Below are 12824 nucleotides of genomic sequence, written 5' to 3' on the forward strand. Positions count from 1 at the left end.
GGGAGCTCATTAGAGCGCAGGGAGAAGCCTGCGAAACGGAGATAGGCATTATGAAAAAACCAATGCGAGATGAAGATGCTGCATATGATGCTATAGAACAGCGGAAAGAGAAGTTTGGTACTTTTTATAAAACGTGTTTTCATTTGCACACTCCTGAGTCGTATGACTACAAACTAATGATTAGCTGGGATCAAAGCAGATATAATATCTCCTCCGATCAAGAAGTATTTGAAATATGTCTAGAGCGAAATGTATTTCCATATGTACTGAAAATTGAAGACTTTGAACCAACAGGACCATTTGATAAATATAATAGCAGGAAAGAAGTCTTATCTTTTTTACTTTTGGCAGAAGAATTAATTGCAAAAGATATAGAAATTGTTGTTGTTTCAGATCACCATACGATTAAGGGAGTTCCGAAGCTTGAAATAGCAATCAAATACTTGTGCCAAATGAGGAAGAGAAATATTTATCCTGAAGTAATCTTGGGCATTGAAATATCTTGTGCAGATAAGAACCATGTTGTTGGTATTTTTGAAAATACTAATAAAAATAGACAAGTAATAAATGAATGGCTGGAGGATAATTTACTTAATCTTGAAGAGGGTTCTTATGAAACGAGCAGGGAAGTATTGCAATTTTTCAGTTCTGCTGGGGGAATAGGTTATATTGCTCATATAGATACTTCAGATATATTCAAAGAAAAATATTTAAGCGGTGCCTATAAACAAAAGTTATTCTCTGATGAAGCACTGCATTTTATTGGGTTATCTGATTACGATAATCTCAGTTATATTAAGTCTAAATTGATGAAATATCGTTCAACAGAAATCAAATTTCTTATCGATAATGATGCGCATGATCTTGAATCAATCGATAAAAAGTGTTTTTGGATTAAGGGCAGTAAAAGAAAATATTCTATGATTAAAGAAGCTCTTAATGATTATGATATTTCTATTAGTTTTACAGAAGAAAGGCAGAATAAGCAATTCATTAAGGGTATATATATCGAAAATTGTATAGATGGTTTCTTGAGCGGAACAAATGGAAAAGGAAACTTCTGCTTGAATTTTTCAAATGCATTAAACTGCTTAATAGGTGGTCGTGGTACCGGGAAAAGCAGTGTTCTGGAAATTTTAGAATATGTTCTGAGTCAGCGGTGTGAATCTGAGAGATTACTTGATTTTATATGTGCACATGGAAATACATGGGTTTTATACGACTACCAGGGAGATGAATTCCTAATCGAAATGCGAATGCCATACAAAACAAATAAGGATGAAAATATACTTCGCTATTTCGGTCAAAATCTTAAGGATCAATATTATTTTAATTATCGATTTAGCAAAGAGGATGTTGAAGACTTTGCATTTAGACAGTATATAAAAATATCAAAAGTTATATATCGGGATGGTGATTTATGGCTTGAGACAGTACTAAATAAAAAGGAAATGCTTAAGAAGTTCTTTGACACTCGATATTCGGTTAATGAATTGGTCAATACTGCTAGCGGTGAACAAATAAACAAATTCTTATATGAAGTCCTTTTTGAAAACAAAACTTTAGCTAAACCAGCCGATGTTATTCGTGTTAGAAGTAAATCTGGTTTAAAAAAAATGCTTTTGAATGTGAAAGGCGCGCTGCAACAACGACAAGAAGCAGTAAATACCATAATTGACCCATTTAATGCTGATCAGCAAGGAATCCTTCGAATTGTTTATTCTCAAAAGAAAATTCCGAATGGACCTGATATAGGACGCTGGATTTTTGGAATGGATTATAACGAAGAAAGTTCTTTTCATAATTATAATATTACTCAAGAGAATGTCATTGGGTATCTGTTAAGCTTATATGATAAACTTGGAATTTTTGAATTCCTTGATATGGTGACTTATGGAAAGATCGATGAAGCGAAAAGACTAGTCAATCTATTAGACTTTCGTACGGACATGAACCAAGATTTGATTGATAAAGGAATAAATGAACTGAACTCAGCGAAAACAAGTAGTTTTATCAAAACTATTTTCTCTGAGCTTATCACTGATAGTAATATCAATATAATAATTAATTATTTGAGACAATATGTTGAAGATATTGAAGAGTTCTCCCTAGAATTTAATCTAAATAATAGAGAAGGCAACAATGAAATGAGTCCATTGTATAAAGATGTGAGGACACTTTCTCTTGGGCAAAAAGTTGTAGCAATGCTCTCTTTTATTCTAGGTTATAGTGAGTACTCAAAAGACTATAGGCCATTAATAATAGATCAACCGGAAGACAATTTGGATAATCAGTATATTTACAAGAATTTAGTTAAGCAATTAAGAGGGGTTAAGGAAAAGCGACAGGTTATTATTGCTACACATAATGCAACAATTGTCACTAATGCAAAGGCTGATCAAGTATGCATTATGGTATCAGATAATAATCATGGATGGGTAGCAACCACAGGATATCCAGGAGAAAATAGGATAAAAGAGCACATAATAAATTATCTTGAAGGTGGGAAAGATTCATTTCTACATAAGTTAAGTGTGTATGAAGAAGCTTTAGGAATTCAAGTAAGAAAATAATAAGATTATTTAGTCTGTTTGTAAAAATTCGGCGGGTATTTTCCTATTAGGGCGCCAGTTGGTGAATAGTCCAAGGTATTTTTTTACCCCTTTTGTGTCAATCTAGTTATATGAAGAACCAGTTGGCTTTTTTCCCGACTCCTTACGAGGATGAAGATTTCAAAAGTTTAATATATCGATACCATATCCGTTCTTGTAATGTAAACATTAAATATACTCTTGGAGAATTATTTAATGTTAAAACCCATAGGGTACCCCACTTTCCGCGAAACCTAAATTATTTAATTGAAAGATTAACGGATAATCATAGCCTTACTTCGGATTATCTTATTCAAAAGCATACTTTGCTGGCATTGTTCCTTCCATTTCTTTCGGCCGATGTGATTGTTAAATTGCTGAGCGATGTTAGGCATTCAAATGATGGAACAAAGATCAGCACTCGAATGTTACCTTCTATTATTTCCAAGTTAATAGGTTATTGCCCAATTTGTTTGGCAGAAGACTATCAACGATTGGGAGAATGTTACATTCATAGGGTTCATCAATATGATTTTGTAAATGTTTGCCCTGAGCATGGGGCAATCTTAATAACCCATTGTCCGATATGTGGAATACCCTTATCAGATGATTATGCATCATTTATTTTAAGCACCCCAGTTTGTCCAAATGGGCACTCTCTTAATGGCAACAGAGAAGTAACCCCTACCCATATTCAATTGTTTGATGAACGTATAGCTAGAGATGTTAAGTTTATTATTGATAATGTCTCTAATTTAAATGTAGATTTATTAAGGCAGAAGATGTTTGAGCGATGTACTGATAAACATTATTTTAAGCCTTCGGGAGCATTTGATAACAATAAATTATATAACGAGTTGCAAGTTGAATCTGACCAGCAACTACTAAGGTCAGTTGGGCTTAGTCTTGAATATCTATCAAATAGGACAGCACAAAAACTATTAAATATTACGGGTAGACCCAAAAATCCTTTGTTATATATTCTAGGTATGCAATACTTAGGCAAATCGGCTAAAAATTTTGTGTTTAGTAAAAAACGAGAATTAGATTGCAGTTATGGCCCATGGCAATGTAAGAATCCTTACTGCCCCGATTTTAATAAACCGGGCATAGCTGAATCCAAACGCAAATATCGAAAAGAGAGACAAAAAGTTATCTTAGAATGTTCCTGCCCGAGTTGCGGTTATAGTTATACTATTTCTGAAAATGTTAACGAGATTTCAGGACACGATATAGATTCGGTTTTATCAATTGGTTGGCGTGCTGCTCTTATTATTTTGGATTATTACTTGAAGAACGAGAAGCTGGATCGGGTTTTTGCAAGTTTAAGAATTAAACAAAAACAACAAATAATAGTAGAGAAAAAAGCCTGTTATGTAATTGAAACTGCAAAACAATCTTCTTTTAATCTCTCTAGGTTGCTATCTAGCAGTAATGAATTACAGTTTCTTAATCGTGTTTTAAGTTCGAAGGATATTCCCTATTTTATCAAGGACTACATAACGAACCCATTTGGATGGAAGTACGGACCGAAGGTTGAATTTAACTTAGAAAAGGATAAGCTTGATCTTTTAGAGAGTATCAGATCCTACCCTGATAGAGAATCGATTGTTCGAAATGTTGGAAAATGCACCTATAATAAATTGATGCAAAAAGAATCAGCGTGGATGAAAGAAGTACTCCCATCAAGAAACTTTAATTTTAAATCGCTTGACTGGGAGCAAATTGATGGTGAACTAGAGACAGTATTAGAGCAAGTTATTACTAAAACATATTCTTTCCCACCCAAAAACCGTATCCAGAAATACACTCTCATCAAACAAATGACAAGTAGAGATAAAGCAAGAATTGAAAGATTCCCGTATAGGTTACCGAGAACCATTGATCGCTTAAATCAATCAGTTGAATCTATAGAATCCTATCAGATTCGAAGGATCCCCGATATAATTGATCGGATCAGAAAAAGTACATGGGCGTTAACTTTGGAGAACGTACTTAAATATCCTGTCCTTTTGGGGTGCTCTCAAGAAGTGAAAGAGTTGGTTTTGAAGGAACTTAATTTGCATATTTTGTCATGAGGAACAAATGTAAATAACTTGGGAGTGACGAAGTAATAAAAGCTAGAAATCCTTACGGAGCCTTCCATTTTGGGGATTTTTAATGAGAAACCTATTTACAATAGTTAATAGGTAGAATATAATATGCAGTATAAAATGAATTAGTTAGGGATATATTATGGATGAAGTTTCCAGGGGTAGAATAATAAATGCTGTTGTAACATCTAGCGAAGTTATCAAAATTTTAGGTATAAGTAGAGCTAGACTTAGTCAACTAATTAAGCATAATAAACTAAAGCCACTTAAGAAAAATTTGTTCTTACTTGACGATGTTTTAAGACGGAAAAGTGAACAAGCAGGACTTCGAAAACTATATTATAGGCCTAGGGGTGACCGCCCAAATGAAAAGTTATAGGTTAATATGTGAATCAATATTTTTTGGAAAAAAGGGACGAGTATCGTTAAGATGATACTTGTCCCTTTTTTTGAGTGATTTTGGGTGCTTGACTTAAGTATAGGACGGTGGAATATGGCAAAGAGAAACAGGACTACTACAGAACGTAAAAAACAAATACGGATTAACGAAGGAAGAGGTCAAGGAGAAGGTTCGGACTATATTCCATGGTTAAAGATTCAGGATGTACCTTCGCTAGGAACGGTCTCAAGAGTAAAAGGTTGGAAAACGGGTAGAACCCATCATTTGATGTCCCGAAATAATGAGCTAATGTATTTTTACCTTTTGGAATGGTCGCCGATAGTAACCGATATTAGGGAACAATACCCACTTTTACCGATTGAGCGCACCTTAGAAATAGCTGAATCGTTCAATATAGAACATCCTAAAGATCCACATTCAAAAGAAAATATAGTTATGACTACTGACTTTATGATAACGGTCGATCGCGGAAATGGTCGGGAATTATGGGCAAGGACTATAAAACCGGTTGAAGATTTAGGAAAGAGAGTACTCGAAAAGTTTCGGATAGAACATAAGTTTTATGAAGAACAGGGTATTGATTGGGGAATAGTTACGAATCAAGTGATACCTAGGACTTTAGCTTTAAATATAGAGAAGATACACGATGCTTATTGGATAGACAACCATGGCAACATCGATGAGAAAATTATTTCTTTAGTTGCACCGACACTTTTTAATACTCTAAAAGATAGTTCTTTAACACTTTCCAAAGAGGCATTACTACAGGATAAGGTTTATGGATTTGAATCTGGAACGTGCTTATTTATTGTTAAACACATGCTAGCTCGTAAACGTTGGTTCACAGATATGAATAATGATATAAATTTTAACAGTCACTTGCAATTAGATCTAAAACAACAAAGATCAATAGATGTGGGGTGAAGAAGTTTTGGAAAATATTTTTGTTAATTCAATAATTGAATGGCAAGATGATAATAGGAACATTACAGTTGAGCGTATTCTATGGGTTTCTCCTAATTGTTCTCAATTAGTAATAATAGATATTAGTGATCTTTCCCACCTTCCTGAATTTAGGGAATACAAGGAAATCGAGGCAGCATTGGAACATGGAATTGCAAGAAAGCTCAGCATTGATCCGTATTCCAATTTCATGAGGCCTGTAGAGAACATATCTGAAAATAGCTTAAAAAATCGTGATAAGGCATGGAATATCATCTCGAATATTGTGGAGATAGAACCAGATATTTATGATGAACGCCGAAGAGGGAAGTTAATAGATGAGGTATGCAGAAAGTTTGGAATTCATAAAAAAATGGTTTATCGTTATCTAAAACGATATTGGGTAAGAGGAAAAACAAAGAACGCTCTCTTGCCAAATTACAGTAATTGTGGTGCTCCGGGCAAAGAGAAAAACTTGTCAAGTGTAAAGCTTGGGCGCCCTCGAAAAGTAACACGCGAGGATCCAGCCTTAACAGGTATAAATGTTAACGAAATTGATAAAAAAAATATACGAATAGCCATTAAACAATGGTACCTAAACACGGATCAAAACTCAATGGCTTTTGCATATAAACAGATGTTAGAGAATCATTATAACTCAAGCGTTTATTTTAAGAATGGAGTACCAATACCGATTTTGCCGTCAAATGATAACGTAATAAGTTTTGTCCAGTTCCGTTATTGGGCTCAAAAGGAAATCTCCAAAATTGATAATGCAATGCAAAGACGTATAGGCGAAAGGAAATATAATCTCCAAAAGCGCCCATTATTAGGAAACTCGACGAGTCGTGCATCAGGTCCAGGCGCTATATTTGAAATTGATGCAACACCAACAGATGTCTATCTTGTTAGCGAGCTTGATCGAAAACGCATTATCGGTCGAGCAGTTCTTTATATAGTTGAAGATGTGTTTACACGTTTGATAACAGGGATTTATGTAGGCCTAGAGGGGCCAAGCTGGATTGGCGCTATGATGGCATTAGAAAATGCGGCAAATAATAAGGTTGAGTTTTGCGCCCAATACAGTATTCAAATTGATGAATCAGATTGGCCGTGTCATTCCCTTCCAAAATCGATTACTGGCGATCGTGGTGAAATGGAAGGCAAAGGCCCAGAGAGTTTGAATGATGCATTGGGAGTAAGACTAGACAATACTCCTCCTTACCGTGGTGATTTAAAAGGGATTGTGGAACAGAATTTTAGAATGGGGCAACGTAAGATTGGACCGTTTGTTCCAGGGTTAATTAGGAAAGAAATTCGTGAGCGAGGGGAACCAGACTATAGGCTTTGTGCCAGGCTTACTGTTAAAGCTTTTACTAAAATAATGATCTTTACGATTCTTGAGCACAACAAAAAAGAATTACATAACTATCCACTTGATAAGGATATGACGGTTGAAGGTATTCCGCCAATTCCCTTAGAACTTTGGGATTGGGGTATCGTTAATCGTTCAGGATTTCTCCATGAAAAACCACGCGATATCATCAGATTAAATCTTTTGCCTAGGTCAGAGGTATCAGTTACTCGTCAGGGAATTTATTTTGAAAAAATGTATTATGGGTGTGATATAGCGCTTGCGGAGGGCTGGTACGAAAAAGCTACAAATAGACGATTTCGAGTACCCATATGTTATGACCCGCGAAATATGAAGTATATTTACATACCCAATCGAGATGGGACAGAATTTATAAAATGCCAACGACTTCCTCAGTTTGATCGATTTGATGACATGAGGCTTGAAGAAATCCAAGATCAGTTCTTTTTCGAAGAAGTCGAATCGCATCGACGTAAAACGGGACAAAATCAAATTGGCGCTGATACGGATGCCCAAATTAAGACCATAATTAAAGAGGAGACAGAATTAACCGAAGAGGTTTGGCCAAAAGATACCAGTAAAGCAAGCAAGCTCAAAGATATTAAAATGAATCGAAAAGAAGAAAAAGAGGCAATCCGACAGAGGGAAGCATGGGAACTGGGAGAGGATATTCTCAATCAAGAACATCCAGCCGAGGTTATCCCTATTTCCCGTTTGCGGGACAGTGATAAGGAGAATATTACTGGAAATCAAGAAACTGATCCCATAATGGAAATGTTACAATTGCAACGTAATAAGCGGAGGAAATAATGAAAGATTCTGTTTCGGAGATCTTAGAACACCCTGTTCTAGCTGGCTATCAATGTGAAGCTGAATATCAGAACCAACAGATTTCTGCTTATAAAGGAAATCCCCTACTTGAAGCGCTTCCACCTATATACGAAACTGAGCAGGTAGCCAAATTATTAACGGATTTCCCTGATTATGATGATAGCCAAAGAAGCTGGGGAGGAGAAACCAGGAAGCATTGCGTTGAACAAATTAAGCACTTTATGCAGCCATTACCCTACCATTTAAAGTTGGAAAGTTCATTCTCGCGGATTATACGAGACGGTTATATAGCAAGGAATCCACTATCGCCTATATTTGTACGGCAGTTTTCTGTTAAATTTAGTAAGATTCTTGCTACCGGGCTAAATCAAGAGGGGAGAAATATAACTGGAAACCGTCCTTCAGCAAGTGGTTTTTCCATAATTGGGATAAGTGGTATAGGGAAGACAACTGCAGTGGAACGTATCCTGTTACTGTACCCCCAGGTGATACAGCATAGCAAATACCATGGTAAGCCGTTTATACTTAAGCAGTTAGTTTGGTTAAAACTTGAATGTCCTGCAAGTGGGTCACTTAAAGTACTCTGCCAAAACTTTTTTCGCCAAGTAGATCTAATTTTAGGTACTGACTACTATAAAAAGAACGTTAACTTATATTCAACAAAGGAAAATATGTTAGCGCCTATTGCTCAGATCGCATCTCTTCATGGTTTGGGTGTTCTTGTAATTGATGAAATGCAAAGACTAAAGAAAGTTAGGAACAGCGGCGAAAAAGAGATGTTGGATTTTTTGACGGAACTAATTAATACAATTGGTATTCCAGTAGTCTTGGTTGGGACTTATAAATCTACGTTTTTGTTTGAAAGTGCCTTTGCACATGCTCGGAGGGCAAGCGACCAAGGGGATCATATTTTATCTAACATGAACAAAGGAATGGAATGGAATTTATTCTTGGAGTCTCTATGGGATCTCCAGTGGACTAGAAAAGTTTGTCCCTTAACCGACGAGCTTAATAATGTTATGTATGAAGAATCTCAGGGGATCACTGATATTGCTATCAAACTTTATAAAAATGCGCAATGGGAAGCTATTTCGAATAGGACAGAAAGAATTACTCCGTCCTTAATAAAAGATGTAGCTAAGCGTTGCCTAAAACTCCTTAGGCCAAAACTTTTAGCTCTTAAAAATAACGATCTTAATGCTATAAAGGAATATGAAGACCTAAAACCGGATTGGTTAACGCTTAATGATTATATTATTAATTCTGAGGAAAAGGTTTTGATACAAGGAAGGCTTGCGGAAGAACATATAAGAGCAAAAAGAAAACATGAGAAAAACGACATAATGCTTGATCTTATATCGCTTGCTTTAAATTTAGGACTTTTGCCGGAAGAAGCTGAAAAAATCTCTCTCGAAGTGATCAAGGCGTCAGGCGGAATAGCTGAGTCAACAATAATGAGACAACAGGTTGCGAATATAGCTCTTAATCGAACAACTAATGCATTTACAGAGTCTGAACAAATGAATACAAATAATGAAAAGGTAAAGTCAAAGAAAAAAGTAAAACCATTAATTAATAAAGAGGATCCTTGGTGTAAAGTCTTTCAAACTTTAGAAAAGCGTGGGTGTGTCAGCGATGCACTCAAGGAGGTAGGCTTACTTAAGCTACCAACAGAAGAACTATTGATAAAATGTTAGAATCAATATAGAAAGTTCTTTTAGAAGCAAAGAATAAGGCAATTTGTTAAATACGGATATGGTATGGCTAATAATCATCGAGGCGGTTGAGCAATATGGTAAATTGCTAACTTAAAGTGAATATTACGATTAAAAGAGCCAATCTATATTTTGACCCAAGTTTTATTATTTCTAAGATTTGGATCCTATCAAACCCACCAATTCCAAAATTTGTGTAAGAAAAACTAACAACCTGAAAATTGTTGATTCATGTGGACTTACAGGCTTTTATCAGACCAAATAAATTGTGAGTCTGGATGATAATTATAGTTATATAAAAATGCCAAGTATTGCCGAATACTCGGTCTAATAAATTAGTAATTATAAGAATGAAAGCTCTAGATTATTTAAATAGTCTAGGGTATGGGTCAGAGTGAGTATTTTAATTGACATTACTATATTCAAACTACAATAGATCGGAGTTGCTTTTAATGTGTCATACATTAGCTTTTTTTCCGACGCCCTACCCGGATGAGGATTTCCGAAGTCTAGTTTACCGTTATCATATTAGAGTTGGTTATGATAATTTTTATAGTACATGTCTGGATCTATATGGAAGTAAATTGAATCGTAACTTACCTATACCGATAAATATGATTGCATTAACTAATAAACTGCCAATTAATTGTGGTATCGATATGGAGAGCCTCTTGAATCACAATACTTTTTGGCCACTTCTTAGGATTTATATACATGAGTCTAATTTTAGTAAAAGTATATCAAGTATTCAATATGGCCGAAACACGATAGGCGCAAATCGATATTTAATACATAGCGGTATATTATCTTCCCAAATAAGGTATTGCTCCGAGTGTCTTAAAGAGGATTTTCATAGATATGGAGAATGTTTTGTTCACTTAAGTCATCAAATCAACGATATTGACATTTGTCCAATTCATCACATTAGACTTATAACTCATTGCCCAGTTTGTAATATTAACCTTACAAATGAAGATGGGACAAGTTTATTAGTTACTCCATATTGTTTAAACGGACATTCTTTATCTAATCTTCATACTGAAAAATGTAATACAATTATAGCCCAAATGCAGCTATATCATAATGTTCAAGTTATTTGTGAAAATTCTAAAAAACTAAGTCAAAAAGAAATTTTGCTACGATACAGACTAGCATGTATTCGTAAAGGTTATACGGGCATAAGTGGATCCTTAGAGAAAGAGAAATTATTTAATGACATTCTCGATGCTATTGCTACCAGTCCAGATAGCATTGTTGCTTTGGTAGACTATTCTGATGTTTCAAGGACTCTTAGTAAACCAATTTTTTTTAATTATCTTTACTTTCATAGTTTACCTTTTTTTATTTTTCTAATGTATTTTTTTTATGGAAGTGTGGAAGAGCTTTTGCATAGTAGTTTTTTGCTAACAGATGAACTTAATAAAGTGTTCGATGGTGTATTAACATTCACCCGTTCGGAGTATATACAAACTCATTTAATATTAAAGAATTTATTATTAAGCTTTGATGAAGTTGCTGTAACGGACTGATCATATATTATTATTTGCCCACCGAACTGCCATTTATGCCAGGCAACTCAGAACCTTTAAAATCGGATCAAGCTGCAACTCTCTGAATTTATTGAGGTATTCTTTTTGATAATGTAATCATCCTATTTTCCAATTTGCTAGCGCAAATACACAATAATTAATGAAATATCTTAGAAGAAATTCGCCTTTGAGTCTACCGAATGTAATCAAGAAAATCAAATATCTAATCCCCCTCGGTATTATATGGGGCGTTTAGAACTAGCCTTATCGCTCAAAATATCCCAGAAGTGGGCTAAAAAGTCTTTATCAAGATTAGAAAGATCAAAGCAAGCAAATACCCCAAATCTTGCGAAGTAAATTGCGACTCGAGTAATATAGTAGTCCATCTTAGAAGCCATTGCAGCATAACCGAAAAGTTGAGCAAAATCTTCGCTGCTATAGGAAAGCTTGTTTTTTGTTTTGATATCTATTAAACAATCATCTGCAATTAAGTCAGCGTCAGCCCCACCAAGAAGGGCACTATAGATACTAAAGCCAGGGTTTAAGATTATTTGAGCCCAAGTAATATTTTTGATCGATTCTAAAAAGACAGTGAGCAAATGGGATACATTTTCTATTATTTTTTTATCAGTGATCATACGTTTTTGGGAGAAGTAGGTTTTACCTTCAGTCTCTTTGAAGTAGTAATCGGCTACATGAATGGAACGCGCACGAAACGTGTATTCAAGACTTGTGAGGAAAACAGCATCTTCAATGATTTGATCTAGGTCACAGGCTCCGGTTAAAAACTTTTGACGGTTATCAATACAAAAGTCTAGTCGCTCACTCAAGTAATTCATAATTTTCTTTACGTTCTTAGCAGCTAATCTTTGGCCTTTAGAGCGTTCATTATCAATTGATGTATCTCCGGTAGGGTACAATGGGACTTCGATATACCTAGGGAAACGCTCTAATCCGCCTACAGCTACAAGTTGTCTTTCTGGAACACCATATTTTTTAGTCAAAACTGAACGGGCGACATAATCGAAAGCCGTACCAATATAGCCTGCCTCGAGAGAAGTACCAATACTAGCAACTTTAATCGGAGTTTTCCAATCTTCTTTTTTCAGAAGTTTCCCTGAGTAATCTGTCAGATGGGATTTAAGATTAGGAAATTCCTTTCTGATTTCTGGATTCTTTTCAATGATACTGGATAAAGACACTCGGCATTCCTCTTTTCTTGATACTTCCAATTTAGCTAAATATTTAAATTTGTTGTTTGTTGTATTTACCTCTTTCTAACTTATTGTTTAGTCTTTTATGGGAAAATGAGGTACTTGTTTATTAAGATAGCATCGATTACTAATTT

7 protein-coding genes are annotated in these 12824 nt (G+C 35.1%); 6 read left to right on the top strand and 1 reads right to left on the bottom strand.

Annotated features, from left to right (window positions below; genetic code table 11):
- Positions 1 to 50: 50 nt before the first annotated feature.
- The 6 genes from DESME_RS00960 to DESME_RS00990 all read left to right on the top strand — a co-directional run bounded on the left by DESME_RS00960 (position 51) and on the right by DESME_RS00990 (position 11476).
- A complete protein-coding gene (locus DESME_RS00960; protein WP_006716251.1) occupies positions 51 to 2573 on the top strand; it encodes a Spaf_1101 family AAA-like ATPase in 2523 nt (840 codons plus the stop codon).
- 110 nt (positions 2574 to 2683) lie between these two features.
- Positions 2684 to 4669 carry a TnsD family Tn7-like transposition protein gene (locus DESME_RS00965; protein ID WP_006716252.1) on the top strand — a complete coding sequence of 662 codons (1986 nt, stop codon included), beginning with the start codon at positions 2684 to 2686 and terminating at the stop codon, positions 4667 to 4669.
- Positions 4670 to 5177: 508 nt separating this feature from the next.
- Complete coding sequence (locus DESME_RS00975; protein ID WP_006716254.1) at positions 5178 to 6008, top strand: heteromeric transposase endonuclease subunit TnsA; 831 nt, start codon at positions 5178 to 5180, stop codon at positions 6006 to 6008.
- Between the two features lie 7 nt (positions 6009 to 6015).
- Positions 6016 to 8211 (top strand): Mu transposase C-terminal domain-containing protein, encoded by a 2196-nt coding sequence (locus tag DESME_RS00980; protein ID WP_167998815.1) that lies wholly within the window; start codon positions 6016 to 6018, stop codon positions 8209 to 8211.
- Complete coding sequence (locus DESME_RS00985; protein ID WP_006716256.1) at positions 8211 to 9929, top strand: ATP-binding protein; 1719 nt, start codon at positions 8211 to 8213, stop codon at positions 9927 to 9929. Before DESME_RS00980 ends, DESME_RS00985 begins: the two co-directional genes overlap by 1 nt.
- 470 nt (positions 9930 to 10399) lie before the next feature.
- Positions 10400 to 11476: a TniQ family protein gene (locus tag DESME_RS00990; protein ID WP_006716257.1), complete on the top strand. Its 1077-nt coding sequence runs from the start codon at positions 10400 to 10402 to the stop codon at positions 11474 to 11476.
- 239 nt (positions 11477 to 11715) lie between these two features.
- On the opposite strand, the gene DESME_RS00995 is transcribed toward DESME_RS00990, so the two are convergent.
- Positions 11716 to 12678 carry a hypothetical protein gene (locus DESME_RS00995; RefSeq protein WP_006716258.1) on the bottom strand — a complete coding sequence of 321 codons (963 nt, stop codon included), beginning with the start codon at positions 12676 to 12678 and terminating at the stop codon, positions 11716 to 11718.
- Positions 12679 to 12824: the final 146 nt, after the last annotated feature.

Origin of the sequence: Desulfitobacterium metallireducens DSM 15288 (assembly GCF_000231405.2) — a bacterium.
Taxonomy (GTDB): Bacteria; Bacillota; Desulfitobacteriia; order Desulfitobacteriales; family Desulfitobacteriaceae; genus Desulfitobacterium_A; species Desulfitobacterium_A metallireducens.

What these genes read in the sequence shown, in the direction of transcription:
- DESME_RS00960 (WP_006716251.1), top strand. Translation starts at nt 51, where the DNA reads ATGAAAAAACCAATGCGAGATGAAGATGCTGCATATGATGCTATAGAA.
- DESME_RS00965 (WP_006716252.1), top strand. Translation starts at nt 2,684, where the DNA reads ATGAAGAACCAGTTGGCTTTTTTCCCGACTCCTTACGAGGATGAAGAT.
- DESME_RS00975 (WP_006716254.1), top strand. Translation starts at nt 5,178, where the DNA reads ATGGCAAAGAGAAACAGGACTACTACAGAACGTAAAAAACAAATACGG.
- DESME_RS00985 (WP_006716256.1), top strand. Translation starts at nt 8,211, where the DNA reads ATGAAAGATTCTGTTTCGGAGATCTTAGAACACCCTGTTCTAGCTGGC.
- DESME_RS00990 (WP_006716257.1), top strand. Translation starts at nt 10,400, where the DNA reads ATGTGTCATACATTAGCTTTTTTTCCGACGCCCTACCCGGATGAGGAT.